General features: G+C 54.9%; 23 protein-coding genes and 2 tRNA genes. 13 read left to right on the top strand and 12 right to left on the bottom strand.

From position 1 onward, the window contains the following. Positions 1-60: 60 nt before the first annotated feature. Positions 61-135, bottom strand: a tRNA-Thr gene (locus ACTIDN_RS03970). Between the two features lie 161 nt (positions 136-296). Here ACTIDN_RS03970 and cysS point away from each other — a divergent pair. Both cysS and ACTIDN_RS03960 read left to right on the top strand, forming a co-directional pair. After that, positions 297-1,643 carry a cysteine--tRNA ligase gene (gene cysS, locus ACTIDN_RS03965; protein ID WP_441376056.1) on the top strand — a complete coding sequence of 449 codons (1,347 nt, stop codon included), beginning with the start codon at positions 297-299 and terminating at the stop codon, positions 1,641-1,643. Continuing rightward, positions 1,640-2,416 carry an RNA methyltransferase gene (locus ACTIDN_RS03960; RefSeq protein WP_048838911.1) on the top strand — a complete coding sequence of 259 codons (777 nt, stop codon included), beginning with the start codon at positions 1,640-1,642 and terminating at the stop codon, positions 2,414-2,416. The genes cysS and ACTIDN_RS03960 overlap by 4 nt, the downstream gene beginning before the upstream one ends. Positions 2,417-2,509: 93 nt before the next feature. On the opposite strand, the gene ACTIDN_RS03955 is transcribed toward ACTIDN_RS03960, so the two are convergent. Beyond that, positions 2,510-3,175, bottom strand: coding sequence for an alpha/beta hydrolase (locus ACTIDN_RS03955; RefSeq protein ID WP_048838910.1), 666 nt, complete (start codon positions 3,173-3,175; stop codon positions 2,510-2,512). Between the two features lie 453 nt (positions 3,176-3,628). Between ACTIDN_RS03955 and ACTIDN_RS03950 the strand changes: the two genes are divergently transcribed. From ACTIDN_RS03950 to ACTIDN_RS03925, 6 genes are read left to right on the top strand one after another with little or no spacing between them, the layout of a single operon-like run. Further along, positions 3,629-4,780 (top strand): cysteine desulfurase family protein, encoded by a 1,152-nt coding sequence (locus tag ACTIDN_RS03950; protein WP_441376055.1) that lies wholly within the window; start codon positions 3,629-3,631, stop codon positions 4,778-4,780. 38 nt (positions 4,781-4,818) lie between these two features. After that, positions 4,819-6,003: a cysteine desulfurase family protein gene (locus ACTIDN_RS03945; RefSeq protein ID WP_441376054.1), complete on the top strand. Its 1,185-nt coding sequence runs from the start codon at positions 4,819-4,821 to the stop codon at positions 6,001-6,003. Between the two features lie 44 nt (positions 6,004-6,047). Next, positions 6,048-6,362: a ferredoxin family 2Fe-2S iron-sulfur cluster binding protein gene (locus ACTIDN_RS03940; protein WP_048838908.1), complete on the top strand. Its 315-nt coding sequence runs from the start codon at positions 6,048-6,050 to the stop codon at positions 6,360-6,362. A gap of 35 nt (positions 6,363-6,397) precedes the next feature. Then, complete coding sequence (mnmA, locus tag ACTIDN_RS03935) at positions 6,398-7,480, top strand: tRNA 2-thiouridine(34) synthase MnmA (protein WP_415509015.1); 1,083 nt, start codon at positions 6,398-6,400, stop codon at positions 7,478-7,480. 12 nt (positions 7,481-7,492) lie between these two features. Then, entirely contained in the window at positions 7,493-8,179 is a 687-nt protein-coding gene (locus ACTIDN_RS03930) for a glutathione S-transferase family protein (protein WP_441376053.1), read from the top strand. Between the two features lie 43 nt (positions 8,180-8,222). Next, positions 8,223-9,356, top strand: a complete 1,134-nt coding sequence (locus ACTIDN_RS03925; RefSeq protein WP_441376052.1) for a glycosyltransferase family 4 protein — start codon at positions 8,223-8,225, stop codon at positions 9,354-9,356. Between the two features lie 42 nt (positions 9,357-9,398). On the opposite strand, the gene ACTIDN_RS03920 is transcribed toward ACTIDN_RS03925, so the two are convergent. From ACTIDN_RS03920 to rfbB, 7 genes are all read right to left on the bottom strand, one after another. Next, positions 9,399-10,076 (bottom strand): RluA family pseudouridine synthase, encoded by a 678-nt coding sequence (locus ACTIDN_RS03920; protein ID WP_441376051.1) that lies wholly within the window; start codon positions 10,074-10,076, stop codon positions 9,399-9,401. Then, positions 10,073-12,685: a DNA translocase FtsK 4TM domain-containing protein gene (locus tag ACTIDN_RS03915; protein ID WP_441376050.1), complete on the bottom strand. Its 2,613-nt coding sequence runs from the start codon at positions 12,683-12,685 to the stop codon at positions 10,073-10,075. The genes ACTIDN_RS03920 and ACTIDN_RS03915 overlap by 4 nt, the downstream gene beginning before the upstream one ends. A 180-nt stretch (positions 12,686-12,865) precedes the next feature. Further along, positions 12,866-13,840, bottom strand: a complete 975-nt coding sequence (locus ACTIDN_RS03910; protein WP_441376049.1) for a glycosyltransferase family 2 protein — start codon at positions 13,838-13,840, stop codon at positions 12,866-12,868. 83 nt (positions 13,841-13,923) lie between these two features. Then, positions 13,924-14,826 carry a dTDP-4-dehydrorhamnose reductase gene (gene rfbD / locus ACTIDN_RS03905; RefSeq protein ID WP_441376048.1) on the bottom strand — a complete coding sequence of 301 codons (903 nt, stop codon included), beginning with the start codon at positions 14,824-14,826 and terminating at the stop codon, positions 13,924-13,926. A gap of 15 nt (positions 14,827-14,841) precedes the next feature. Continuing rightward, the gene (gene rfbC / locus ACTIDN_RS03900; protein ID WP_441376047.1) at positions 14,842-15,399 is read right to left on the bottom strand and encodes a dTDP-4-dehydrorhamnose 3,5-epimerase; all 558 of its coding nucleotides are present in this window, start codon (positions 15,397-15,399) and stop codon (positions 14,842-14,844) included. Between the two features lie 52 nt (positions 15,400-15,451). Continuing rightward, positions 15,452-16,333 (bottom strand): glucose-1-phosphate thymidylyltransferase RfbA, encoded by an 882-nt coding sequence (gene rfbA, locus ACTIDN_RS03895; protein WP_415509016.1) that lies wholly within the window; start codon positions 16,331-16,333, stop codon positions 15,452-15,454. Positions 16,334-16,359: 26 nt separating this feature from the next. Continuing rightward, the gene (gene rfbB / locus ACTIDN_RS03890; RefSeq protein WP_441376046.1) at positions 16,360-17,418 is read right to left on the bottom strand and encodes a dTDP-glucose 4,6-dehydratase; all 1,059 of its coding nucleotides are present in this window, start codon (positions 17,416-17,418) and stop codon (positions 16,360-16,362) included. A 136-nt stretch (positions 17,419-17,554) separates the two neighbouring features. Between rfbB and ACTIDN_RS03885 the strand changes: the two genes are divergently transcribed. From ACTIDN_RS03885 to ACTIDN_RS03865, 5 genes are all read left to right on the top strand, one after another. Continuing rightward, positions 17,555-19,723 carry a hypothetical protein gene (locus tag ACTIDN_RS03885; protein ID WP_441376045.1) on the top strand — a complete coding sequence of 723 codons (2,169 nt, stop codon included), beginning with the start codon at positions 17,555-17,557 and terminating at the stop codon, positions 19,721-19,723. Between the two features lie 16 nt (positions 19,724-19,739). After that, positions 19,740-20,435 (top strand): histidine phosphatase family protein, encoded by a 696-nt coding sequence (locus ACTIDN_RS03880; RefSeq protein WP_415509005.1) that lies wholly within the window; start codon positions 19,740-19,742, stop codon positions 20,433-20,435. A 428-nt stretch (positions 20,436-20,863) separates the two neighbouring features. Further along, entirely contained in the window at positions 20,864-22,321 is a 1,458-nt protein-coding gene (gene tldD, locus ACTIDN_RS03875) for a metalloprotease TldD (protein ID WP_086651335.1), read from the top strand. A 109-nt stretch (positions 22,322-22,430) separates the two neighbouring features. After that, positions 22,431-23,693 carry a tyrosine--tRNA ligase gene (gene tyrS, locus ACTIDN_RS03870; RefSeq protein ID WP_441376044.1) on the top strand — a complete coding sequence of 421 codons (1,263 nt, stop codon included), beginning with the start codon at positions 22,431-22,433 and terminating at the stop codon, positions 23,691-23,693. A gap of 44 nt (positions 23,694-23,737) precedes the next feature. Beyond that, complete coding sequence (locus ACTIDN_RS03865; RefSeq protein WP_441376043.1) at positions 23,738-24,076, top strand: hypothetical protein; 339 nt, start codon at positions 23,738-23,740, stop codon at positions 24,074-24,076. A 156-nt stretch (positions 24,077-24,232) separates the two neighbouring features. On the opposite strand, the gene ACTIDN_RS03860 is transcribed toward ACTIDN_RS03865, so the two are convergent. The 3 genes from ACTIDN_RS03860 to ACTIDN_RS03850 form a co-directional block, all read right to left on the bottom strand. Further along, positions 24,233-24,307, bottom strand: a tRNA-Thr gene (locus ACTIDN_RS03860). Between the two features lie 65 nt (positions 24,308-24,372). Beyond that, positions 24,373-24,786, bottom strand: a complete 414-nt coding sequence (gene dksA, locus ACTIDN_RS03855) for an RNA polymerase-binding protein DksA (protein WP_048838893.1) — start codon at positions 24,784-24,786, stop codon at positions 24,373-24,375. Positions 24,787-24,969: 183 nt separating this feature from the next. Then, the gene (locus ACTIDN_RS03850) at positions 24,970-26,193 is read right to left on the bottom strand and encodes an O-antigen ligase family protein (RefSeq protein WP_441376042.1); all 1,224 of its coding nucleotides are present in this window, start codon (positions 26,191-26,193) and stop codon (positions 24,970-24,972) included. Between the last annotated feature and the right edge of the window lie 54 nt (positions 26,194-26,247).

Here is a 26,247-nt window from a genome sequence, read left to right as displayed (position 1 = left end):
AATGTCAGATCTCTCAGCTTCACAAAGGAAGCTGGTAGCTGGCTGAATTTTAGGAAAGAATGGTGCCCCCATTCAGATTTGAACTGAAGACCTACCGCTTACAAGGCGGTTGCTCTACCACTGAGCTATAAGGGCATAACGCATGTTCTGCGTAGTGGGCGGATTAAAACGGGAATTTTTGCTCCACGTCAAGGCCCAGTTTTACGTTAAGCCACAGATTTTTGGACGTTATGATATTGCATCCCGCAAAGCGCTGGCGCATCTAGTCCGTCATGCCGCACTCAGAGTCAGGATCAATGCCCCATCTTTCCCTGCATGACAGTCAGCGCCGCGCGACCGTGCCCTTTACTCCGCTCGATCCGGAGCATGTGAAGGTCTATTATTGCGGCCCAACGGTGTATGACCTTGCGCATATTGGCAATTTGCGGGCCATGCTGACGGCAGATGTGCTGGTGCGCCTGCTGCGCCACGCTTATCCGCGTGTTACCTTTGTGCGTAATATTACGGACGTGGACGATAAAATTACCGCCCGCGCCCGTGAAAATGGCGAAGATATTGCGACCCTGACCGCCCGTACCACGGATGAATTTCATGCTGACCTGGCGGCCATGAACGTGCTGCCGCCGGACATAGAGCCACGCGCTACCCATAATATTGGGGAAATGCAGGATCTTATCAGCCGCCTGATAGAGAACGGGCATGCTTATGCGGCTGACGGGCATGTACTGTTCTCGGTTGCGTCTTTCCCCTCCTACGGTGCCTTGTCTGGCCGTGACCCGGAAGAGTTGGTGGCCGGGGCCCGTGTGGAAGTCGCCTCTTATAAAAAAGACCCCGGAGACTTCGTGCTCTGGAAACCGTCCGATGCCGATCAACCGGGATGGGACAGCCCATGGGGCCGCGGCCGTCCCGGCTGGCATATTGAATGCTCGGCCATGTCGCACCGTTATCTGGGTGAAAGTTTTGACATTCATGGGGGTGGGTCGGACCTGCTGTTCCCGCACCATGAGAATGAGCGCGCTCAAAGCCTGTGCTGTTTCCCACAAGGCAAATTTGCCAATTACTGGGTGCATAACGCCATGCTGCTGGTGGAAGGCGAGAAGATGTCAAAGTCTCTCTGTAACTTCCTGACCATCCGTGACGTACTGGCACAGGCCCCGGCGGAGGCACTGCGCCTGCTGCTGCTGGGGGCGCATTACCGCTCTACCCTGAATTATACTGTGGCAGGCTTGCAGGATGCCCGTAAAACGCTGGACCGCTTCTACCGTGCTTTGGGGGCAGGCCCTGTGCCTGCGGCGGATGTGCCGGAAGGGGTTATGAAAGCCCTGTCGGATGACCTGAACACGCCTATGGCCATTGCGGAACTGCATGTTTTGGCAGGGCAGGCCCTTGCTGGAGACCGCGCTGCGGCAGGCGCGTTGAAGGCTGGTGCCGCCATGCTGGGTCTTTTGCAGGAAGACCCGGAAAAATGGTTCAAGGGAGAAGCGTCAGATGAAGATGCCGCTATTGATGCCCTGATAGCTGAGCGTCTGGCGGCAAAAAAAGCGCGGGATTTTGCCAAGGCAGATGCGCTGAGGGACCAATTGCAGAGTCAGGGTATTGTGCTGGAAGATACGAAAGACGGCACAAACTGGAGGCGCGCATGACCGGGCGGGACGGCGGCGCACCGCTGGAGCCTGTTGGAAACACCCCGGTTGTTATTCTGGTGCGGCCGCAACTTGCGGAAAATGTTGGTACGACCGCCCGCGCTATGGCCAACGGCGGCCTGTTTCACATGCGGCTTGTCGCCCCGCGTGATGGATGGCCGCAGGATCGGGCATGGCGTGCAGCGTCAGGAGCCGACCGTATTCTGGATGCTGCCACGGTCTATGATACCGTGGATGAAGCCGTGGCGGACCTGCACCATGTGTACGCGACCTGCCCGCGCCCCCGGCACATTGTCAAACCTATCATGACTGCACGCGGGGGTGCTGCTGAGCTGCGGGCTGCCACCAATCGTGGCCTCAAGGTAGGGTTGATGTTCGGGCCAGAACGGGCAGGGCTTGATAATGAGGACATGGCGCGGGCCGATGGCCTGATACGCTACCCGCTTAACCCGGCGTTCATGTCCCTCAATCTGGCGCAGGCTGTTATGGTCATGGCGTATGAATGGTGGGTTGCCGCTGACCAGACGCCGCCGCGTGAGCTGATGACCAATGAGACGCATGTTGCGACCAAAGGTGAGCTGGAAAATTTCATGGGTCACCTGATTGGTGAACTGGATGAATGTGGTTTCTGGCGAAATGAACAGAAGCGCCCCGGTATGGTACGCAACCTGCGGCACTTCTTTACCCGTGGGGAAGTGACTGAGCAGGAATTACGTACCCTGCATGGCGTTGTGCGTGAACTGGCTAATAAGCGCAAAACCACCAGAGACTGAATTTGCTGCGGCGGTCAGAATTTTTGGGGTGTGTCGGGGCGGTATAGCCACGCTTCGGGCAGACTGAAAAGCCTGCCCGAAAAACCTGTGCTGTTAATCAGCAGCCAGTGGCATGTTGCGCTGGGCCATGGCAGTTGTGACATGGTCTTCCAGCGCTGCGGTAATTTTCTCGGCCTGTTTGGCAAAGATATGGTCAGCTTCCGGGAAAACCCGGTAGTCCACCGTAACGCCTTTCTGGGTGTTCAGCTTATCCACCAGTTTATGAATAGCGGGCTCAGGAGCCATATCGTCCTTGCCGCCAGCAATCATCAGGCCACCGCACGGGCATGGTGCCAGAAAGCCAAAATCATAATAGGTGGCGGGCGGTGCAACGCTGATCCAGCCAGTAATTTCAGGGCGGCGCATCAGCAACTGCATGCCAACAAAAGCCCCGAAGGAATAACCGGCAATCCATAGGCCGCTGGCATTGGGGTTGACCATCTGCATCCAGTCAAGGGCAGCGGCGGCATCTGAAATTTCACCAATACCACCGTCATAACGCCCTTGAGAGCGGCCAACGCCACGAGAATTGTAGCGCATGACAGAAAAGCCCATTTTCTCAAACGAGCGATACATGGCGTAGGTAATACGGTTGTTCATCGTGCCGCCATGCAGCGGGTGTGGGTGCAGCACGAGAGCAAGCGGCGCGTTAGGTTCGTTTGAATGATGATACCGTCCTTCCAGACGACCGTCCGGACCGGCAAACATAACCTCAGGCATAGGGTTTCCGCATACTGTTTGAATACGTCCGAGGGCATGGCGTACTCAGGTTGGGCGTGTGTCCCGAAACGGTGCGATGCCACGCATCATGCCGGAACAGGCAGGCATCAAGCACCTGCAAACACTCTCAAAGGCGTTCTGCTCCCGGCGTGTAAAACAGCGGAAGGCAGGGTGGTCTCAGCTATGGGCAGTGTGCCATGCAGGCCACAGGCGGAAGGGAAGACAGAAAATCCGGCATTGACGTGCCGAAATATGCAGGCATACTTCCTGCCTACTGTCCCTTGACCGGTCTCGGCGGAACGTGTGTTTCCGTAGCGAGCGGTCTTGCTGTGCTGTATGGTATTGACCATAGGCCCTTCTATAGCGGGTGCAGATGCCAAATTTCCACATAAATCGTCCAATTGGCTGTTTTCTGCCTGCTATGCAGAATTGTTTTACAACGGGAGCGCAACAATGACCCCCAACACCCAAAGCGGCTCCCGCCCGCCCCACGTGGTGTATCTGGACGCCAACGCAACCGAGCCCCTCCGCCCTCAGGCGCGGGATGCTATGCTGGAAGCGGCAGAACTTACCGGTAATCCGTCCTCCGTCCATCGTGCAGGCCGCATGGCACGGGCCGTACTGGAGCAGGCGCGGGATGATGTTGCCCATGCATTTGATGTGGCACCGCTTAACTGTATTTTCACATCAGGGGGAACTGAGGCCAATGTGCTGGCCATGCACGGACTCGGGCAGAGCAGGCGTTTTCTTGTTGGCATGACGGAGCACGATGCCGTGCGCAAAGGCGTGCCAACTGGGGCAGACATGGCATGGCTCCCTGTGGACGGGAGCGGGCAGGTACGGCTCGATGCGTTGGAAGAGGCTCTGGCCCAGTCACAGGGTGCCGCTCCTGCCTTTGTATGCCTGATGGCGGCTAATAACGAGACAGGTGTTTTGCACCCTTTGGCAGACATAGCCGCCTTATGCCGGAAGTATGCGGCGCATCTGCATGTAGATGCCGTACAGGCGGCGGGACGTATGATCATGTCAGTGAGCCAGAGTGGCATCAACAGTCTGGCGCTGTCTGGTCACAAAATGGGCGGGCCGAAAGGTGCCGGAGCTTTGCTGCTGGCAGGCCCGGCCCCCGCACGGCTTGAACCTCTCTTTGAAGGGGGCGGTCAGGAGCAGGGGCGACGGGGCGGTACCCAACCTCTTCCGGCCATTGCGGGGTTGGCAGCAGCCCTGAAAGCAGCGTTGCATACACCCAGAGACCTCAGTCCGTTACGGAACAAGCTGGAGCAGGCTGTTTGTGCTGTAGGGGCGCAGGTATGTGGGGCAGGCGCACCCCGTTTGGGGAACACAACATCTCTGGTATTGCCGGGCCGTAAGGCGCAAACGCAACTGATGCGGCTTGATCTGTCGCATATCTGCGTTTCTGCCGGGTCTGCCTGTTCGTCGGGTAAGGTCGCGTTTTCGCATGTTTTGCAGGCTATGGGGCTGGGCGATCAGGCTGGTGAGGCCATTCGTGTTTCCCTCCCTTGGAACGTGCAAGATGAAGACATAGATATCTTTATCAAGGCCTATCAGGGCATGGCGCAGAGCGCAGCTTCAGCTCTGAGTTTTTGAAGCGGGGCGTATATCCCGCCAGTACAGGGGAAAGGGTGATGGAACCTCTCTATCTTGACCATGCAGCCACAACCCCGTGTGACCCACGTGTTGTAGCTGTGATGAGCAAAGCTCTGATGGAGACAAACGGGAACCCGCACAGCACAACCCACGACTCGGGGCGGGAGGCCGCAGCCCTTGTCGAGCATGCCCGTGCGCAGGTTGCTGCGCTGATTGGCGCAGAGGCCCGGGAAATTATTTTTACGTCCGGCGCGACCGAGTCCAACAATCTGGCCATTAAGGGTGCTGCCCGCTTTCTGGCCACACAAGGTAGCCCCCGCAAACGGGTGGTGACTGTGGTGACAGAGCATAAATGTGTGCTGGAGAGCGTGCGTGATCTGGCGCATGAAGGGTTTGATCCGGTCATATTACCTGTGCGCCCGGATGGACGGCTGGACCCAGCCGTGCTGGCCCGTGCGCTTGAGGTTCCCACCGCTGTGGTCTCCCTCATGGCGGCGAATAACGAGACGGGTGTCTTGCAGGATTATGCAACGCTTGCCCCACTTGTGCAGCAGGCAGGGGCTCTTTTGCATGCGGACCTTGCACAGGCAGCAGGGAAAATCCCGGTGGATGTGCACGCCATGGGGGTGGCTCTGGGCTCCCTGTCGTCTCACAAACTCTATGGTCCCAAAGGGGTGGGCGCACTTTATGTGCGGCGCAGGCCTCGGGTGCGGCTGCAACCGTTATTCTCTGGCGGTGGGCAGGAGCGGGGGCTGCGCTCTGGCACTCTGCCCGGCTTTCTGGTGGTCGGGTTTGGGGAGGCCTGTTCCATAGCGCGGGAGCAACTTGGGCAGGACGCAGCCCATCTGGCACATTTGCAAACTGTTTTTGTTGACCGCTTGCAGCGCTGCCTACCGGGTAGTTTTGTCAACGCCCAGAACAGCCAGCGGCTGCCGGGTGTGTTTAGTGTCAGGCTTCCCACAGGCCTACGGGCAATGGATGTTCTGGCGGCGCAACCGGCGGTGGCGGCCTCTCTTGGTTCAGCCTGTTCTTCTGCTGAACTGGCCCCCTCTTATGTGCTTGAAGCTATGGGGCTGACGCGGGACGAGGCAGCAAGAAGCTTGCGTCTGTCCCCCGGACGTTTTACCTCAGCCGCCGAGGCGGAGCGTGCGGCAGAGTTGCTGGCACAGGCCGCCCAAAAGGTGCGTGCTTCCCACACACCTCAGGAATCACTGTGCGTGTGAGAGCCTCACCGCGTTAAAGACAGCCTTGGCAGGATAAAAAACGAATGCCCCAGATGACGTTTGTTGAACAGGACGGAACCGAACGTACGGTTGATGCGCCACTCGGCCTTTCCGTGCTTGAAATTGCGCATAAGCATGGTGTTGACCTTGAAGGAGCCTGCGAAGGTTCCTTGGCTTGCGCAACCTGCCATGTCATTGTTGACCCGTCATGGGCGCCCAAACTGAGCGAACCGACGGATGATGAAGAAGACATGCTGGATCTGGCCTTCGGTCTTGAAAAGACATCCCGCCTTGGGTGCCAGATTGTTATGACCGAAGGGTTGGACGGGCTGGTGGTACGCCTGCCGCGTACAGCCTGAACCTGACCGTAAACGAGAAAGAAAGGAAAGCGCCCATGCGCATTCTTGTGGCCATGTCCGGAGGGGTGGACAGTTCCGTGGTTGCCGCCCGCCTTCAGGCAGAAGGGCACGAGGTGGTGGGCGCCACCCTTCAGCTTTATGACTCCCGTGGCGCTGCCAAAAAAGGCGCATGCTGTGCCGGGCAGGATATTCGGGATGCCCGCGCCGTAGCAGACCGTCTGGGCTTTCCACATTACGTGATTGATGCCGAGCGCCGCTTTCAGGACAGCGTCATTGAACGTTTTGCAGACGCTTACGCGGCAGGTGAAACACCTGTGCCATGTGTAGCGTGTAATCAGGGCGTGAAATTTACGGACCTGCTGGGTCTGGCCAAAGAAATCGGGGCCGATGCCATGGCCACCGGCCATTATGTGCGCCGTGTGGAAGGCCCGCAGGGAGCTGAACTGCACCGCCCGGTGGATAGTGCGCGTGACCAGTCATGGTTCCTTTTTGCCACCACGCGTGACCAGTTGGAGTATCTGCGTTTTCCGCTGGGGGATATGCCGGACAAAGCGGCTGTTCGGGCTGAAGCTGAAAAATATGGGCTGATTGTTGCAGGTAAGCCGGACAGTCAGGATCTCTGCTTTGTCAGTGATGGGTCCTACGTCGATCTAGTTGAGAAAATGCACCCTGAAATGGCGGGTGCCGGTGAAATTGTGGATGCTCAGGGCAATGTTGTTGGCCAGCATGAGGGGGTCATGCGCTTTACCGTAGGGCAGAGCAAACGCCTTGGGAATGCCGCCCGCCTGAATGGGGAGCGCCAGATGGTGGTGGGGGTTGAGCCCGGCCGCCGGCGCGTGATTATCGGGCCGCGTGAAAGGTCTTTTGTCAGTTCCCTATCAGTGCGTGATGTCAACTGGCTTGTGGATGCACCGCCTGAAGGGCTGGAATGTCATGTTCAGATGCGTGCGCGGGAGATGCCGCGTCCCGCACGGATTATTCCCACAGCACAGGGCGCACTGGTGCAGTTGACAGAGCCCGCCATGCCCGCCCCCGGGCAGGCCTGTGTGTTCTATGACGGAAGCCGTATTCTTGGGGGCGGATTCATCTGCCGGACAGAGCAGGCGACAGCAGCGTAAGGAAAAAGCAGCATGACGGACAGTCAGACTCAGGGCCGCCTTGTTATTGGCACGCAGCGCTATTCGTCGTGGTCGCTACGGGGTTGGCTCCCTGTCAAGCTGGCAGGTCTGCCTGTTGCTGTTGAGGTAATACCGCTGGAAGGGCAGGGCCAGACCCGTGCGCTGAAGCAGCTTTCACCCAATGGGTGCGTACCGTATCTGGAGCATAACGGCATACAGGTATGGGATTCGCTCTCTATTGCAGAATACTGTGCTGAGTATGCATCAGTTCCTCTCTGGCCCGCCGACCGTGCGGCGCGGGCGTGGGCGCGGTCCATTTCTGCTGAAATGCACTCTGGTTTTCGCGGGGTTCGGTCTAGTTTCCCAATGAATCTGGGGCGTAATAGTCGGTCTCTGCACACTGAGCTAGACGCGGAAACACTGAAAGACATTGCGCGGATTAACCATATCTGGACAGAAACCCGCACACGCTATGGCCAAAGTGGCCCGTACCTGTTTGGGGCCGATTTTGGCGTGGTAGACTGCATGTTTGCGCCGGTGGTTTACCGCTTTCTATCCTACGCAGTAGAGGGCCTGTCTGACGTGGCACGGGCTTACATGCAGGCGGTTGCAGTACATCCCTTAATGCAGGAGTGGCACGCTGCTGCAGGCCGGGAGCCAGAGACATGGCAGCTTGCATTTTACGAGTCCATTCCCTGATATCATGGGCTCCAGCCATGAGGGTGTTGCACCGGTTGCCGATTTGGATTCTGCCTCAAGTGAGCAAGTACGCTTAAACATTGCGACAGTCCTGCCGCCGTCAGAAGCGTTTGCGGAGGGTGAAGCCGGGGCCATTGCCTTGCTGGTGCAGCGCATGGCGGACGGTAGGGAAACGGTGCTTGGTCAAGCACCTCAGGGGCAACCGTTCTCTGGCGTGCGTTTTGTTCCCGTAAAACCACTTCTCAGACCGTATAGTCTGAGTAAACGCTACGCTTTGGCTGTGGCGCAGCACCTCAAATACATAAAACCTGACCTCATAGAGGTGCATAACCGGCCAGATGTTGCGTTGGCTTTGCATGGGCTTTTACCAAACGTGCCCATAATGCTGGTGCTCCATAATGACCCTTGCTCCATGCGTGCTGCCCGGAGTGCCGCAGAGCGTGAAAAACTAGGCTGTGCTGTGGCTGTCGTTGCTGTGTCTGAATGGGTCAGGGGCCGTTTTGTCAGTCAGGGCGTCAAGGCCTGTGTTCGGGTTCTGCCCAATAGCCTTGACCTGTCCGTGCTGCCGCCCCGCCCCGCTGTTAGAGAGAGAAGAATTCTCTTTGCTGGTCGCATTGTGGCCGATAAGGGAGCAGATGCGTTTGTAGAGGCCTGCGCGCGCGTCTTGCCAAGGCACTTGGGATGGCGGGCTGAGATGATCGGGGCTGACCGGTTTGGGCCGGATTCGCCAGAGACACCTTTTTTGGTGGCACTCAGGCCGAAGGCACAGGCTGCCGGTATCATCATGCGTGGCTACCAGCCTCATGCCAGCGTTTTACAGGCCATGGCGCGGGCCGCCATTGTTGTTGTGCCAAGCCGCTGGGCTGAACCGTTTGGCATGGTCGCTCTTGAGGCCATGGCGTGTGGTGCAGCCGTTCTGGTTTCCGCTCATGGAGGCTTGCCGGATGTTGTGGCAGATGCGGGTTCTTACTGTGACCCGGATGCTCTGGAAAACTTTGTAGCGGCTTTAGATCACCTGGTGCAGGACACCAGCTTGCGTCACCAATTGGGGCAGCGGGGTATGCACCGTGCTCTGGCGTTTGATACAGCTACCATACGCAGCAAGCGGTTGGCGCTGCATGAGGATATTGTGCGGGAATGGCAGTGGCGCGGTACGTTTCAGAAACAATGCCGGTAAGGCATAAGGCCTCGTCTTAAAAGCCAAAAAACGGGTGGAATGTTAGTTATCGCTCTGCCAGCCACAGGCCTTTAAGGCGGCGGTCATGCCTGCTCGGGGCGGGGCGGTAACACTCAGTGGTGGTGTAAAAGGCAGTACCAGACTTCGCGCCAGCAAATGCAGGCCTTGTGGGTGCTGTGTGCCATACAGGCTATCACCAATAATAGGCCAGCCCATGGCTGCACAGTGAACACGGGCCTGATGCGTACGGCCTGTATGGAGTGTCAGTTCAAGCCAGCATAAGCCCGCTCCGCGCCCTAAAACACGCCAACTCGTGCGGGCTGGATCCCCTTTTGGGGAGGTTACCATGCGCCATCCTTTGTCCCGGCTGCTCTGCTTTAAAAGGGGAAGGTCAATTTCCCCTTTGTTAGCGGCGGGGCCACCAGCAATCACGGCCCAATAGGTTTTTTGGGCGGTTTTGGTAGCAAAAGCCTGTTGCATGGTGAGCAACGGCTGTTTGCGTAAGGCTATGGCCAAGCATCCAGACGTTTCCGTATCCAGCCGATGGGCAAGCCATGGCCCATCTTTCCGGCGGGAAAGCTGCGGAAAATACTGCTCTACGCAAAGGCCACCTGCGGGGCCGGTGTGGACAGGAAGGCCCGCAGGTTTGTTCAGAATAACAACATGCTGGTCTTGGTAGAGAATATCCAGTGGGAAGGGGAGGGTGTCAGAAGAGGTCATTCTTCCTCGCGGGAGGCACCCACCAGAACCTTCCGGCGACCGACATGGTCAGCCCGGCTGATAATGCCTTCCTTTTCCATCTGTTCAATCAGTTTGGCAGCCCGGTTATAGCCGATGGACAGATGGCGCTGAACGAAAGACGTGGAGGCTTTTCCTTCCCGCGTTACAATCGCTACGGCTTCATCATACATATCGGACTCGCCATCACTGTTGCCAGAGCGGCTGCTCCCACCACTGCTGGCTGGCGCGTCCTCTACAGGTTCGGAGAGCACATCGTCATCATAAATTGGCTCGCCCTGCTCTTTCAGGAAGTTGACAACCTGCTCAACCTCACTGTCCGCTACAAACGGACCATGAACACGGGTAATGCGACCACCGCCCTGCATGAAGAGCATGTCGCCTTGCCCCAGAAGCTGTTCAGCGCCCTGTTCCCCCAGAATGGTGCGGCTATCAAATTTACTGATAACCTGGAAAGAGATACGGGTTGGGAAGTTGGCTTTAATGGTGCCGGTAATCACATCCACGGATGGGCGCTGTGTCGCCATGATTACGTGAATACCCGCAGCACGTGCCTTTTGGGCCAGACGCTGGACGCAGGCATCAATTTCCTTGCCCGCCGTCATCATCAGGTCAGCCACCTCATCAATGATCACCACAATGTAGGGCATGGGATCGAGGGTTACGGACTGTTCTTCAAAAACGGGGGTGCCTGTTTCAGGGTCAAATCCCGTCTGCACACGGCGGACAACAATCTCACCATCAGCGCGGGCTTCAGCAGCGCGGGCATTGTACCCGGCAATATTACGTACCTGTAGATGCGCCATGGTGCGGTAGCGGCGGTCCATCTCACGCACAACCCATTTCAGGGCGTTTACCGCTTTTGCAGGCTCGGTCACAACTGGTGTCAGCAGGTGAGGAATTTCATCGTAAATCGATAGTTCCAGCACCTTGGGGTCAATCATGATCAGGCGGCACTCATCAGGCGAAAGCTTGTAGAGTAGCGACAGGATCATGGCATTAACGCCAACAGATTTACCTGACCCCGTTGTCCCGGCCACCAATAGGTGAGGCATACGCGCCAAATCACTGTACGTTGGCTCGCCCGCAATGTCCTTCCCCAGAGCCAAAGAAAGCTGGGCGGGGTCATTATGCCATTCTGGCTGGTTCAGCAGTTCGGAGAGGTAAACGGTTTCACGCGTCTGGTTAGGGACTTCAATACCAATCACGTTGCGGCCCGGCACCGTAGCAATACGCACACTTAAAACCGAGAGAGACCGTGCAACGTCATCAGCCAAGCCAATGACACGGGCAGACCGAATGCCAGCGGCAGGCTCAAGCTCATAGAGTGTAACAACAGGGCCAGCGCTCATGCCCACAATGGTGCCCTGCACGCCGTAATCTGCCAGAACCTGCTCCAGCAGGCGGGCAGTAGCGTTTAGTGCGTCTGCTGAGGGACCATGTTGGGCGCTTAAAGGAGGGGGCTTGAGCAGGCCAAGTGGCGGAAGCTCCCATCCCCCTTTCTTGGTGGTTGCCATAGCTTTGGCGCCGGCCCCTGCGCCAGTTTTCTCTGGGTTAAAGAGCCGACCCAGCAGGCCATTCTTTGTCTGTGCTGGCTGTGGTGTAGCAACAGGTGCGGGCGTGGGTGCAGCGTAAGTGCTATCCTCCCGGACTGTAGGCATGGTTGTTTTTGCGGCGGGCACGGATGGGGCCGGTGAGGCCTCTTCACGCAGCGCAAGAGCTGTCCCGGGAGTAGCGGGCGAGGGCTCATCATGAAATGCTAAGTCGTCTTCGTCATCCAGCGGGTCATCAAACAGGCTGTGGGCAGACTGTTTCTGACTGGAGGAATATAAGGTTTCCTCGCCAGTGGCGTAACCGCCAACCGGGCCAGAAGCTATGGCAGGCTCTGCGTGGGGTTTACGGCTGGCGTAATACTGCACAAAGCGCATACCCAGTTGGCCCGGCAGCCGCACAACCACCATGAAGCCGCGCCAGAGTGCTAACCATTCCTGACGGCGTAAACCTGTTGCTAAAGCTGTCAGCAGGCAGGCCAGCAATAACCCCAGAATCCAGATAACCATCCCCCCGGCAGGGCCGATAGCTGCTGTGCCAGCAGAAAGAGAGGCCTGAGCTATTGAAAACCCAATGCCCCCCCCAAGGCCTGCGGCTGTGGGCCACAACATAGGTGCCAGAGCGGTAAACAATAAAGGCAGCGCCGCAAAAAGCGCACCAAAAACGGGCAGAAGGCACAGAAACGCAACCACTCGCAGACCAAACACCATCAGGGATTCATGCCCCAACAGCCGGTGGCTCATGAAGCGCCATCCCCATGCCATCAAGACAAGTGCTGGCATGACGGCTGCAATGCCAATCCCTTGCAACAGTGTGTCAGACAAAACTGCTCCTACCATTCCTAAAAGGTTGGTAGGGGCTTGGCCTGTTGCCGTATTAAAGGACGGGTCTTTTGGGTTGTACGTTACCAACGCAACAAGAAGCGCACACGCAAGCACGCACAACAGAATGCCTCCTCCTTCTTCAAGCTTTAAGCGCAGCTTGCTTTTGTAGGAGGGCACAACATAGTCGGTAGAGTGTGTGTGGCTTGTTCGCGCCAAAGGTCTGGATCCTGACTCCGATAGGACTGATGGCTCACACACTGCTCAATAGTGTCTGATCCGTCATAGTCCGTGCAGCAAAAATTGCAGGTGATAATGATAGCGCAACTCTATCGCTAACGGAGGTTATAAAGAAGGTTTGTAAGGCAGAGTTTTGGCAAACCGAAAGATTTCTGCGTTTTAACCCAGCAAAAACCACAGTTTAAAGACAAGTTGCTCCAGCATGCCCTTTCGTTTCAAGTGGGGAAGCTGCTGCAAAATGGAGAATCGGCTGAGAAAGCCTGCAAAGCCTGGTTGCACTCCTTTTTCAAGAATGAGCAAGCTTTTCAGGTTTTGAGGTGCAACAAGATGCCTGCGCGCAAGTAAGGTTTGCACATTGCCCCAGAAAATAGCCATAAAAACGCTTGGTCCGCGTTTGAGAGCGGCCAATGCACGGTGCAAGAAAAGTGCTCGGGATCCTACGGCATTGTTTGCATGCTGCCTGTATAACAATACGGGTTGGTTATCTGTCACCACACTCCCCCCTGCAGCACATACCATAAGATAAGCCCACCAATCATGAAGAATTCCTCCAGCAGGGGGAGGGGACTGCTTGAGCAGTTTGCAGGCCGCAGGTGAGAGCATAATGGTGCAACCAGTAGCAATATTTTGTGCCATGGCTTCCAGAAACGTAGTGTCCGAAGGCAATGGTGGAGAGAGCCCTATGGGGGTTAGGTGAGCATCTGTCAGGGTTTGGCGAGCACAGTACAGGGCAGGCCGTACAACGGGTATTGCACGTAATGCGTACGTGCCGCGTGTCAATTTATCAGGGAGCCAGACATCATCCTGATCACAAAAGGCAACCATTGCCGTGTCTGGCACAGCGGACAATAAAATGAAGTAGGAAGCTAGGATTCCCTTATGCTGGCCGTTTTCCGACGTCACGGCTTTGCATCGGGCATCGCTCACTTTGGCAGTAAAAGCCTGCATAATGGCACGGCTATTGTCGGTTGAGCCATCGTCTCTCCACAGCAAAACCCAATTGGTGTGGCTCTGCTGCTCCAGAGAGGTAAGTTGCGCGTTTAAATAAAGCGCACCATTATAAATAGAGAGAAGAATATAAACAGTATCAGAGTTTTGCGGGTTGGTAGTGTTAGGCGCAAGAGTCTGCTGCATAAGATGCATTAGGAATATTTATAGGGGAAAAGGATATGGCAGTTCATTTTTTTTAACACCATATCCTTTTAGAAAGACTAAAGTTAGCTCTGCGTGAAAATCTCGTCTACGGTCTTTTTAACACTCTCTTCCCATAGTGGCATAGTTACGCCGAATACAGTTTTCAGTTTGCTGTTATCCATACGGGAATCGGCCGGACGTTTAGCTGGCGTGGGCCAGTCTTCTGTACGAATGGCCGTAACTTCAGGCATTTTCTGCCCATGGGCCTCCGCATCTTTCAACGCAGCCACGGCAAGGCCGTACCACGTTGTCTCACCTGTACCGCAGACATGATAAATGCCAGCATAACTGTCTTTCCAGCCGTCTTTTTCCAGTACAGCCAGCACGGAGAGAATGGCCTGTGCAAGGTCATCAGAGCTAGTGGGGTTGCCGCGCTGGTCCCCTACAACTTTAAGAGCCGGGTTTTTAGCGCCCGCATTCAGCATGGTGCGCACAAAGTTTTTGCCATGTGCTGAATAGACCCACGATGTCCGGAACACCAAAGTCTTGGGGTTGGCTGCAAGGGCTAGCGTTTCCCCTTCCGCCTTCGTGCGGCCATAGACAGTTTGTGGAGAGACAGGGTCTGTCTCCACATACGGGCTGCCTTTATCGCCAGAAAAAACATAATCCGTTGAAACGTGAATAAACGGGATATCCCGTACAGCACACAGGCGTGCCAGTTCAGCCGGGCCGGTTGTGTTGGCGCGTGCTGCGGCATCAGTTTCAGTTTCTGCCAGATCAACGGCTGTCCATGCGGCAGCGTTGACAACGGCTACTGGTTTAATGGTGTCCAGCGTGACAGCCAGAGTTTCAGGCCTGTTAAAATCAAACTCAGGCCGACCCACGCAGTGAATACGGGGCCCTCCTAGATTGACCAGAGAGGTAGCAAGCTGCCCTTTGCCACCTGTTACCAGAATGGGGCCGCCTTGGGATGCCAGAATACTCATGAAACACTCCTGCCCTTAAATGTGGAACCAGCCCTTGGCGGCTGAGAATTCAGGTGCTTCCAGATCTTTTTCTGACAGCACGGCTTCTTCCGGTTTAATGGGCCACTCAATGGCAAGCTCAGCGCTATTCCAGATTACGGCGCGCTCTGAAACCTTGCTGTAAAGGCCGGTGCATTTGTACTGAACTTCAGCATTTTCAGTCAGTGTGCAGAACCCGTGCAGAAAGCCCGGTGGAATCCACAGCTGTGACCAGTTTTCTTCGGAAAGTTCGGCAGCAACCCATTTGCCATAGGTAGGGGAACCGATACGTGCATCCACCGCAACGTCCCAGATGGCCCCTTTTGTGCAGCGTACCAGCTTACCTTGAGCGTGTGGGTCAAGTTGGCAATGCAGGCCACGTACAACGCCTTTCTGGCGGGAAAGGCTCTGGTTATCCTGCACAAAAGGCTGCGCAATGCCGACTTCACGCATCCGGTCAACATTATAGGTTTCAGAAAAAAAACCGCGATTATCGCCAAAACGTGGGGGTGTTACGAGAATAACATCGGGGATAGCGAGGCGTTCAACTTTCATGCCACAGACTCCTGATCAAATGCAGAGGACGAAGGTTTTAAGATAGCTGCAATTAGCCGCCATCCTGCACGGAATCGGCAACTTGCATGAGCAGGCGGCCTAGTTCTGTCTTGATCATGCGCTGGGCATGAGCGCGGAGTTGATCTGCCGTGATGTATCCCATACGGAAAGCAACTTCAGCCGGTGAGCCCACAAGCATGCCTTGGCGGGCTTGAATGGTGTGCACAAACTGACCGGCTTCCATCAAGCTGTCAGGAATACCAGCATCCAGCCATGCACAACCACGGCCCAACCGGTCAACATGGAGGGTGCCTTCTTCCAGATAAAAGCGGTTGAGGTCGGTAATTTCCAGCTCACCACGTGCAGAGGGTTTGACCCGCTTTGCAAAATCCAGAACGCGATGGTCGTAGAAATACAGACCTGTGATTGCCCAGTTGGATGGTGGATCTACAGGTTTTTCCACAACGCTCAGGGCGCGCCCGGTGTTGTCAAAGGTGACAACGCCATAACGTTCTGGGTCACGAACCTGATACGCAAAGATTGTAGCGCCTGTGGGGCGAAGGGCGGCGCTACGGAGAGCCGCGCTGAGATGATCTGCAAAAATCAGGTTATCGCCAAGAGCCAAAGCGCAGGGCGCGTTATCCAGCCAGTCCTCAGCAATCAAAAAAGCCTGCGGAATGCCGTCAGGAGAGGGCTGAGAACGATATTCAAAATTCACCCCGAACTGAGATCCATCGCCCAGCAGCCGTTTGAACTGCGGAAGATCTGCAGGTGTGCTGATGATCATGATGTCCCGAATCCCGGCCAGCATCAGCGTGGAGAGCGGGTAATACACCATGGGTTTGTCATAAACAGGGAGCAGCTGTTTACTGGCAGCCAGCGTCATAGGGTACAGGCGTGTGCCTGAACCGCCAGCCAGCAAAATACCCTTCATCGGGGTAGGTACAGGAGCTTTTTGGGTCATTCTTTGACGGTCCCCAGACGGTTGCCGGTGTAGCGGCGCGCACGAATGCCCTCCCACCAGTCGCGGTTATCCAGATACCACTGCACAGTGCGGCGGATGCCGGTTTCAAAAGTGTGCTTTGCTTTCCAGTCCAGCGCCTGCTCGGCGTGGGAGGGGTCAATTTCATAACGGAAATCGTGGCCGGGGCGGTCTGATACATAGCGGATGAGGCGTTCACGCGGGCCAGCGGGGTCTGGCAGAAGCTCGTCCAGAACAGCGCAGATGGTTTTGACCACATCAAGATTGGTGCGCGGTTGGCGTGCGCCAATAGCGTAGGTTTCGCCGGGCACACCATTTTCCACGGCTTTTACCAGCGCCTCAGCGTGGTCTTCCACAAACAGCCAGTCACGAACGTTGTCGCCTTTGCCGTAAACCGGCAGCTCTTTACCCTCAATCGCGTTGATGGTGACAAGAGGGATCAGTTTCTCCGGGAAGTGCCATATACCGTAATTGTTCGTGGTATTGGTCACAAACGTTGGCAGCCCATAAGTATGATACCATGCCCGGACCAGATGGTCAGAGGCGGCTTTGCTGGCAGAGTACGGGCTGCGCGGGTCGTAAGGTGTGGTTTCGGTAAAGGGCGGGTCATTGGCTTCTAACGCCCCAAATACCTCATCTGTGGAGATGTGGTGAAAGCGGAAAGCCTTTTTGGCGTCTGGCTCCAGCGTCAGCCAGTATTTACGTGCAGCTTCGAGCAGAGAGTAGGTGCCAACAACATTGGTCTGAATAAACACGCCCGGACCATCAATGGAGCGGTCAACATGGCTTTCCGCAGCAAGATGCATGACAGCATCCGGGCGGAACGTTTCAAACAGGTGGCTCATTGCTGCGCCATCGACAATGTTGGCGTGAGCGAACTCGTAGCGTCCAGTCGCAGCGGCATCTTCTACTGTTTCGGTTGAGGCTGCATAGGTCATGCAGTCAACATTGAGGACAGAGTGCTCTGTTGCCCGCATAAGGTGACGGATTACCGCAGACCCGATGAATCCGCACCCGCCAGTCAATAAAATACGCATTGAGATTCCGCTGTTGGTGGACCAAAATCAACTTCAAAATTGCACAATACAAACATAGCCCAGAAGATTCGTGTTCGCCAGTAATGATATCAATTTTGCAAATTTTGTCTCTGTGACATCATTACAATGGAAAGTTATGGTGCATCCAACACTGGTAGGGATTGAAAAAATGTTTGTTGAAAACCTGACAGGCGCAGCACAACACATTCTCAAGCGGCCTGAGTTTAAGGTTTTAGAAAGTTATAGTTCTGTTTCTACCAGTTCCACCCTCCAGACTTTTTTCCAGCTTCATGATGATGGACGCCTCGTGCTGGGGAACCCCTGTTTGTATGATCAGGATTTGGCTCCGCTTTATATAAGGTATGCCTTGGAATTAAGTGTGCTGATGCAGGATGCCCAGCACACGCCAGAATACATGGTAAGAGTGTGTCTTGTTGCAGCACGTGTCACCGCGCGGTTCTGGGTTATGGACGCCGGACAGAATAGTGCCGTACCTGAAGCTTGGGTTTCTACCTTTTCTTCCTCTCCTATTCCCTCCCGGCAGCAATTGGGGGCATTAGTTGCCAAGTTTCTGCCGTGTATAGTTGATGTTCCGCCAGTTTCATCTCTGACTGATGAAGTTTGGAGCAGATGTCACGAGTGGCTCCAGCATGTGTGGTCTCTTATCGGATGTGCAGAATCTTTGATGATAGACGGAGGAGATGCGCGCTTGGCTCTTCTCCCTCAAACTGGTTTGAACCATTACGGTTGCTCGCACCGTCCCCGCCCATGGGCTATAACGTTTGCATCCTCTACTGCGTCGTCATTGTCTGAAAGAGGCTTTTCTGCAACTGAATATTTCCGCATAGCCTTCATGAAAGCTATCATAAAAAATCATCATGCAGAATTTCTGGCGTACCATGCTGAGGAAATGAGGGGTTTTCTAAAAACATTCTTTGGATTGCAGAAGCAGGGCTCAGTTGTTCTTTGTGCATCAGGAACGGATAGTGCTTTGTTTGTTCTTGCCCTTTCACAAATGAATGGAAAAAGAGTTAAAACGATTTTGACCGAACCCGATGAGACAGGGCGTGGTATTCCTCTGGCAGCGCGAGGGTGCCATTTTGACACTGAAACATCCGGTGGAATTGTTGTAAAAAAATTAGAAAAAATAGTTGGTTTTTCTGAAAGTGAAAACACGGTAACGCTCTCTTTGAGGAATGAAGAGGGTGGTTTGCGTAAAACGGATGAGGTTGTGCTTGCGTGTCATGCGGCTGTCGCTCAGGCTATTGCAAGCGGCCAGCGTGTTTTGCTGCATGTGCTTGATCTTTCAAAAACCGGCCTTCTTGCGCCAGATATGCAGGCTATGTCTGATTTATCTGCAGCCTATCCCGATGATCTGGATATTGTTGTGGATGCCTGTCAGGCTCGTCTTATGCCGCAGCGTGTGCAGGCCTATCTGGCAAAAAACTGGGCTGTTATGATTACGGGCTCCAAATTTTATACAGGCCCGCCATTTTGTGGAGCCCTGTTTTTGCCGGCAGAGTGGCGGAGCCGTCTGGACCATCATTCACTCCCCTCAGGTTTGGCAGCGTATGCGTATCAAAACGAATGGCCGTCAGCTTCAGGCTGTGCTGGTCTTGCGCCGGGGAGTAATCACGGTCTTCTCCTGCGTTGGACAGCAGCACGGGCGGAAATGGAGGCCTTTGCGTCTGTCCCTGCATCAACAATACAAAAAAGATTACAGTATTTTCTACATGAGGTGACACAGACCATCCTTGTAAACGTTGATCTGCAACTTGTTACTCCCTTTGTGCCGCAACGGGAGCCGCTTCCTCATGACTGGGACCGTCAGCAAACCATTCTCTCCTTTCTGGTGCGTGCACCAGAGGCAGCAGATATAGACTACCCCCTTGACTTCGTACGATGTCGAAAACTCTATTACTGGCTCAATGCTGATCTCTCGCCCTATGTTCCGGTAGAGCACAAAGAGTTGGCTGCGCTTTTATGTCATATTGGTCAGCCTGTGGCATTGCCTCACCCTCATGCTATGGGAGGCAAAGCGGGAGCGCTGCGTCTTTCTGCCGGGGCGCGACTGGTTTCGGGTGAACCCTCTCACAAAACTCTTGGCGTAGATCTGCGTATGAAGCGTGAAACAGAAGATGCTCGAAAAGTTCTTGAAAAAATAAGCTTAATTCTTGATTTTTGGCCAGATATTGAGGCGGCCGATCCATTGCCATCTTATAGGCCCCTCAGCCACACAACTTATTCAGATTTTGGTGTAGGCACAGGATATACACGGTCTTCTCTTGCTCTAGGTTCTTCATAACCGCACAACGGACACCATGACGATACAAACGGCGACTCTCCCCACCAAGCAAATCAATCAAGGTAATTTCCTTGATACCCCACAACTCGCATCAGGCATTACGCGCTTCTGGCTGATCCGGCATGCGCTGGTTGAACAGAATGCGCGTATGAGCTTGTATGGCACGCTGGATGTGCCGCTCTGCCCGGATAGCCTGATTGCCCAGCGCCCGATGTATGAAGCTTTGGCGGCGCGGCTCCCAAGGAAGGCGCAGTGGCTTGTCAGCCCCCTTTCTCGCACACGCAAAACAGCAGAAGCCATTCAGGAGGCTGGTTACGGGCCAAGTAAGCTGACAGTTGAACCCGCTTTGATAGAGCAGGACCTCGGTGAATGGCAGGGTATGCCACATGGGGAGTTGCCACAGCATTTGCGTCTGGCAGCACACCCTTTCTGGTCTGTTGCAGCCACAGAGTGCCCTCCCAAAGGTGAGAGCATGATTGATGTGTGTGCTCGTGTAGGGCGTGGGCTAGACCGCTTGGCAGAAACCTATGCCGGGCAGGATGTTGTTGCCGTAAGCCACGGAGGCGCTATTCGTGCTGCTTTGGCTCATGCGCTTCGTATTCATGCTGAAACAGCATTGCATTTTTCTATTCAGAATATTTCGCTTACTATTCTGGAGCGGCTGGAAGAAGGCTGGCGCGTGGTGACTGTCAATGAGTTGCCGGGTATTTAACGTGGCGGCTCTGATATAAGCAGGAATTGAGTGCTTGCATTATTCTGGGCGTTTGAAGGTCCAGAATAATGTAGAGTAAGTGCGTAAAAGAGATTTTCTTGTAGAAGCTTTTTTAAACAGTCTTGATTCCTTCATGTGCCTTTGTGCTGGGCATGGCTGAGTCTGTTAAGGATAAAGCAGAAGGCGCTGTACGAGAGCCAAAATCTGGTTTCTCGTGCTTTGGTGCCGGGCCGTCAGGGTATCCCCTTTTTTCTCCCGTGGGAGAGAACCATATCTTGCTCTGCCACTGCTTCACATACGGCGTGTGTGGAGAAAAACAGAAGAGCAGAGCGGGTAGGCGGGTTTTGCCGCACGCCTGAACTGTTTATGTTGTACCCTTCGAGGGTCATGCCCTTGCTTTCGTGTAATCCTGTTCAGGAGAAGTGTTCATGTCATCCTACCCCACAAGCCCCGGTGCGCTGGCCGTCACGGATGACCTGTTTTTTAAACGGCCAGAAGCTCTTTTGACGCGGGATGAAGCAGAAAGCCTTACCCGTCATGCTCTGGACGGGATGGATGACGGTGAACTCTTTCTGGAATACCGGGAAAGCGAAAGTATTGCTCTGGATGATGGCGTTATCCGCTCAGCGTCCTTTGATACAAGCTGTGGATTTGGGCTTCGCTCGGTTTTGGGAGAAGAGACCGGGTTTGCCCATTCTGATGACCTTAGCCGCTCCGCGCTAAAACGCGCAGCCGATGCGGTCAGCGCCGTGCGGGCAGGGCGCTCAGGCACGTTGGCCGCTCCGCCACGTTCCACCAATACGCGACTCTACACGGAAGCTAACCCGTTGGGTGATAGCAACTTTGCAGCGCGGTCTGGCCTGCTTTCCAAGATTGATGCATATGCGCGCGGTAAGGATAGCCGGGTTGTGCAGGTTATGGCCTCTCTGTCTGGTGAATGGCAGGCCGTGCAGATTATTCGGGCAGATGGTGTGCGGGTGGCAGATTTGCGTCCATTGGTGCGTCTGAATGTTTCTGTTGTGGTTGAGCAGGGTGGCAAACGTGAAAGCGGGAGCCACGGTCTGGGCGGACGGTATGAAATTAACCGTCTGTTGGAAGAGCCAACATGGCAGGGCGCAGTAGATGAAGCATTGCGTCAGGCGCTGGTTGCTTTGGAAGCCCGTCCGGCCCCTGCCGGGCAGATGGAAGTTGTATTGGGTGCCGGCTGGCCGGGTATTCTGCTGCACGAGGCTGTGGGGCATGGGTTGGAAGGTGACTTCAACCGTAAGGGAACTTCTGCCTTTGCGGGCCTTATGGGGAAACGGATTGCAGCCCCCGGCGTGACGGTGATTGATGATGGCTCCCTGCCTGACCGCCGTGGCAGCCTGACTGTGGATGATGAAGGCACGCCAACCAGCCGGACTGTCCTGATTGAAGATGGTATCCTCACCGGGTATTTGCAGGACCGGCAGAATGCCCGTCTCATGAACATGGCCCCTACAGGCAATGGTCGTCGCCAGTCTTACGCACATGTGCCACTCCCCCGTATGACCAATACGCTCATGCTGCCAGGTCAGGCCTCTACGGAAGACATGATCCGGTCCATGAAGCGTGGCCTATATGCTGTGCATTTCGGCGGTGGTCAGGTTGATATCACTTCAGGAAAATTCGTGTTTTCCGCTTCGGAAGCCTATCTGGTGGAAGATGGAAAAATCACGGCACCTGTTAAAGGCGCTACGTTGATTGGGAGCGGGGCTGAGGCCATGACACAGGTTTCCATGATCGGGAAGGATATGGAGTTGGACCCCGGCATTGGTACCTGCGGGAAAGCGGGGCAGGGCGTGCCGGTTGGCGTAGGACAGCCAACTTTGAAAATGACAGGCCTGACCGTAGGTGGCACGGCCTGAACGGGCTACAAAAGACAGCGAACAAGATTGGGTCGCCCGTGGCGTCATGCTAGAGCAAGGCCAGAGGGCCGCGCTCAGCGCAGGCGCAGGGTAATAACAGGGTAAGAAAATGGTCGAGAACGGGTACACAAGTCCTTTCATGCAGGAAGCCGCTGCGCGTGGCTTTATCTTCCAGTGCACGGATGAAAAAGCACTAGATGACGCCATGGCAAAAGGGTCTGTGGCCGCGTATATCGGTTTTGACCCCACCGCAGACAGCCTGCATGTGGGAAGTCTTATCCAGATCATGATGCTGCGTTTGCTGCAAAAACACGGACATCGTCCTGTAGCCCTAATGGGTGGGGGAACGGCCCGTATTGGTGACCCGTCCTTCCGGGAAGAAGCCCGCAGGCTAATGACGGAAGAGACAATCACAACCAATCTGGCGGGTATCGAAGGGTGTTTGCGCCAGTTTCTGGCATTTGGGGATGCCGCGTCAGATGCTGTTCTGGCCAATAATGCGGAGTGGCTAGACAAGCTGGCGTATATTGACCTGCTACGGGATGTAGGGGTGCATTTCTCCATCAATCGTATGTTGGCGTTTGACTCAGTTAAGAGCCGTCTGGACCGGGAGCAGGGGCTGACGTTTCTGGAGTTCAATTACTCCATTCTTCAGTCGTACGACTTCCGTGAACTAAACCGCCGCTACGGGGTTACGTTGCAGCTTGGTGGGTCTGACCAGTGGGGCAACATTGTCTCGGGTGTGGATCTGGTGCGCCGTACCGACCAGAAAAGCGTGATGGGCCTGACCACACCACTTTTAACCACATCTTCCGGCGCTAAAATGGGTAAGACAGCTAATGGCGCTGTTTGGCTCTCTGCTCACCGTCTGCCTGTGTTCGATTACTGGCAGTTCTGGCGCAACACGGAAGATGCAGATGTCGGTCGCTTCCTGCGTCTGTTTACGGACCTGCCACTAGATGAGTGTGCACGCCTTGAAGGGTTTGAGGGGGCGGAGATTAACGAGGCCAAGAAAATTCTGGCCACAGAGGCAACGGCGCTATGCCATGGGCGCGCCGCCGCTGAGGCTGCCGCCGAGGCGGCCCGCAAGACCTTTGAAGAAGGCCACGTTGCAGCGGCTGACTTGCCTGTCTACCACGTTGCAGCAGCGGAACTGAGTGCGGGCATACCTGTTTTCCGTCTGCTGGCTGAATCGGGTCTTGTGAAAACTAATGGCGAGGCACGACGTTTGGTGCGTGGGGGTGGTGCGCGTGTGAACACCATTCCTGTGACGGATGAGAACCAACTGGTCACGCAGGCTGATGCCGTGGAGGGTGCCATTCGCCTTTCTTCGGGCAAAAAGCACCATATTTTGGTCAAAGCAGAGGCCTAAGTCCTATCACTGTAACGCACGCCCGTACTGGGGGAGAGAATACAATGAAACGCATACCCTTGCTGCTTTGTCTCGCTATGGCGGGTTCTCTCTCAGCGTGTGCTGGCCCCGTTGGGGGATATACCTCCTACCAATATTCCGGCTATGGCCCCCGTTACGATGATTATTATGGGTACGGACCGGGGTCTCGCTGGGGTTATGCAGATCGCCGGGTGCGGCCGCAGTTTACACGCCAGATGCCGCCGGGCAGGCCATCCGGCAATGGGCCGCGGGGTAGCCGTGGGCCCGCCCGCCCTTCAGATCACGGTGGCTCTCGTCACAATGGGGGTGGATTCGGCTACGGGCGGCAGAACGGACCAAGTGGTCCCGGTGGCCCACGCTAGCCAGTCTATTTTTCATAAGGGAAAGCCTGCCAAGAAGGGGATGCTTCAGGTCGCATCCCTTTTTTATTGGAGCAGACAGATATTGTGGTTGGCGCAGTAATGCCTAAACCACAGACACTACAGTCCCACCAGAAATTTCAAAATGTAGAGAATTTATGGTGCTGCTGGACAGGATTGAACTGTCGACCTCTCCCTTACCAAGGGAGTGCTCTACCACTGAGCTACAGCAGCTTTCTGGCGGGTTTCTAGCCTCTCACAGGCTCCGCCGCAAGTGTGTTTCTGCAAAAAGTGCAGAATTAATCATCGCGGTGCGTTTTTTCCATCCGCTCATGCTGTTCCTGTGCCTCAATGGACAGGGTTGCAATGGGGCGGGCTTCAAGGCGGCGCAGGGCAATGGGTTCACCGGTTTCTTCACAGTAGCCGTAAGACCCGTTTTCAATGCGCTGAAGGGCAAGGTTGATTTTGCCAATCAGCTTGCGGGCGCGGTCACGGGTGCGGAGTTCAAGCGCACGGTCTGTTTCCACGCTGGCACGGTCTGTAATATCAGCTTCGTGAATACCGCCTTCAGACAGGCTGGCTAGGGTGTCACCTGCTTCTTTCAGCAGTTCGGCACGCCATTTGAGAAGTTTCTGTCTGAAGTATTCCGTCTGAAGAGAGTTCATGAACTCTTCGTCGTCTGACGGGCGATAGTCCGGCGGTAAAGTAATCATGGTCGTTATAAGCCTTTGCAATGACAGAAGCACTGCCTTGAAAGAATGCGCGGCTTATAGCGGTGGTAGAACAATACGCCAAGAAGATAATGCATTACTCAGGTAAGAAAACGCATTTCAGATTTATAATCACGTTTACCTGAGCAGCAATATGTCGGTTTTATTAAGATTTAAAGGAAATATTTATGTCTGTTTTTCAGGTGTCGAACAGACATTAACGGTTTCAGGCGCGTTTGCATTGGCCTTACTTTCTGCCAAAAGCCATCCTGCAAAAAGAAAAATCCAGCCAGCGGTCGGAAAGGTAAAGAAAGCACTTGTTGAGGTAATAGGCCACAAAACCGTGCAGCACATAACCAGTAACATGGCCTGTCTGGGGTGCTGGATGGGGTTAAGGCGTTGCCAGCCTGCATGCAGCCAGAAAAAAACCAGTGCACAGAAAGCAAAAAGCCCAGGCAGACCAGCGGTGGTTGCAATTTGCAGGTAATAGTTATGTGGGTGAATATTACATCCCAGCGGTGCAGGGCTTTCAAGCGGAGCTAGCCCCACAAGTGCCGGAGCATTGCTTTGTAAGTTCAGGTGACAGAAATGCCGGAAGCCATCCATCCCAAGCCCCAAAATGGGATGATTGAGAATCATGATGGTAGCTTTTTTAAAAAGCTGTCCGTAGTCACTGCTTGAAAAATGCTGAAGCTGGTCTGAAAATTTAATCACCAGCTTGGCATAGGTAGGGGGGGAAACAACTGGCAGGCTGATGAGAGAGGCGATCATCCCTAAAATGACCCCCACAAATGGCCAGCGAAATTGCCGTACCATCAGGGCTGTCAGGAACAAGCCAAACATCATCAGAACAGTGCTCATGCGTTGCCCAATAAGTACCATGGTCAACACGGAAAGCAGCAGGAGGGCGACGCCGCCCAGCTTTGCTATACGGTTCCGCCGTTTTAGGGCGTAAAGCACAACCGGCATAATACCGGGGAAAAAAAGCATGAGAAACGTAAAACCCGCACGAGGTTTTATAAAGGGACCGGTCAGAGACCCATCATGCCAAGCCGGAGCCCCGATAAGGTTTGTTCCAGTAAAATACTGCTCCCAACACTGGCTTATCAACCACAATGCCAGAAGCAGAAACACACTACCAAGCAGAACCCGCCGGTTATTGCGGGTCAAAACCCAGCTTTCTGTGGCCGCAGTAATCAGGAACAAGCGTGGCAGGCAGGCTGCCTGCGCAATAGCGCCTATATTCTGCATATGTAGAGAGGATATAAGGCTCAATGCACAGAGGACGGTGGCAGCCAGCACCCAAGGCTTGCGTAACCACTGCCACTGACCTGTCAGCCCCGAATAGAGTAAAAAAGCACACCCTAAAACAGTCGCTGTAATATCGCAGAGTGCGCGACTGAAAAACATGAAAAAAGGCAAGAGGAGTGTGCAGAGTGTCGCGCAAATGCTGAGCGAAGCACA

The sequence above is a fragment of the Acetobacter sp. genome (assembly GCF_052102375.1).
GTDB lineage: Bacteria > Pseudomonadota > Alphaproteobacteria > Acetobacterales > Acetobacteraceae > Acetobacter.
This window is presented reverse-complemented; position numbering and strand designations above follow the sequence as displayed.

Excerpts from the sequence above, each read along its gene's own strand:
- mnmA (WP_415509015.1), top strand. The coding sequence starts at position 6,398 with ATGCGCATTCTTGTGGCCATGTCCGGAGGGGTGGACAGTTCCGTGGTT.
- rfbB (WP_441376046.1), bottom strand. The coding sequence starts at position 17,418 with ATGCGTATTTTATTGACTGGCGGGTGCGGATTCATCGGGTCTGCGGTA.
- cysS (WP_441376056.1), top strand. The coding sequence starts at position 297 with ATGCCCCATCTTTCCCTGCATGACAGTCAGCGCCGCGCGACCGTGCCC.
- ACTIDN_RS03945 (WP_441376054.1), top strand. The coding sequence starts at position 4,819 with ATGGAACCTCTCTATCTTGACCATGCAGCCACAACCCCGTGTGACCCA.
- ACTIDN_RS03850 (WP_441376042.1), bottom strand. The coding sequence starts at position 26,193 with ATGTTTTTCAGTCGCGCACTCTGCGATATTACAGCGACTGTTTTAGGG.
- dksA (WP_048838893.1), bottom strand. The coding sequence starts at position 24,786 with ATGATTACTTTACCGCCGGACTATCGCCCGTCAGACGACGAAGAGTTC.
- ACTIDN_RS03930 (WP_441376053.1), top strand. The coding sequence starts at position 7,493 with ATGACGGACAGTCAGACTCAGGGCCGCCTTGTTATTGGCACGCAGCGC.
- tyrS (WP_441376044.1), top strand. The coding sequence starts at position 22,431 with ATGGTCGAGAACGGGTACACAAGTCCTTTCATGCAGGAAGCCGCTGCG.
- tldD (WP_086651335.1), top strand. The coding sequence starts at position 20,864 with ATGTCATCCTACCCCACAAGCCCCGGTGCGCTGGCCGTCACGGATGAC.
- ACTIDN_RS03955 (WP_048838910.1), bottom strand. The coding sequence starts at position 3,175 with ATGCCTGAGGTTATGTTTGCCGGTCCGGACGGTCGTCTGGAAGGACGG.
- ACTIDN_RS03865 (WP_441376043.1), top strand. The coding sequence starts at position 23,738 with ATGAAACGCATACCCTTGCTGCTTTGTCTCGCTATGGCGGGTTCTCTC.
- ACTIDN_RS03960 (WP_048838911.1), top strand. The coding sequence starts at position 1,640 with ATGACCGGGCGGGACGGCGGCGCACCGCTGGAGCCTGTTGGAAACACC.
- rfbD (WP_441376048.1), bottom strand. The coding sequence starts at position 14,826 with ATGAGTATTCTGGCATCCCAAGGCGGCCCCATTCTGGTAACAGGTGGC.
- ACTIDN_RS03880 (WP_415509005.1), top strand. The coding sequence starts at position 19,740 with ATGACGATACAAACGGCGACTCTCCCCACCAAGCAAATCAATCAAGGT.
- ACTIDN_RS03910 (WP_441376049.1), bottom strand. The coding sequence starts at position 13,840 with ATGCAGCAGACTCTTGCGCCTAACACTACCAACCCGCAAAACTCTGAT.
- ACTIDN_RS03920 (WP_441376051.1), bottom strand. The coding sequence starts at position 10,076 with ATGACCTCTTCTGACACCCTCCCCTTCCCACTGGATATTCTCTACCAA.
- ACTIDN_RS03885 (WP_441376045.1), top strand. The coding sequence starts at position 17,555 with ATGGTGCATCCAACACTGGTAGGGATTGAAAAAATGTTTGTTGAAAAC.
- ACTIDN_RS03940 (WP_048838908.1), top strand. The coding sequence starts at position 6,048 with ATGCCCCAGATGACGTTTGTTGAACAGGACGGAACCGAACGTACGGTT.
- rfbA (WP_415509016.1), bottom strand. The coding sequence starts at position 16,333 with ATGAAGGGTATTTTGCTGGCTGGCGGTTCAGGCACACGCCTGTACCCT.
- ACTIDN_RS03950 (WP_441376055.1), top strand. The coding sequence starts at position 3,629 with ATGACCCCCAACACCCAAAGCGGCTCCCGCCCGCCCCACGTGGTGTAT.
- rfbC (WP_441376047.1), bottom strand. The coding sequence starts at position 15,399 with ATGAAAGTTGAACGCCTCGCTATCCCCGATGTTATTCTCGTAACACCC.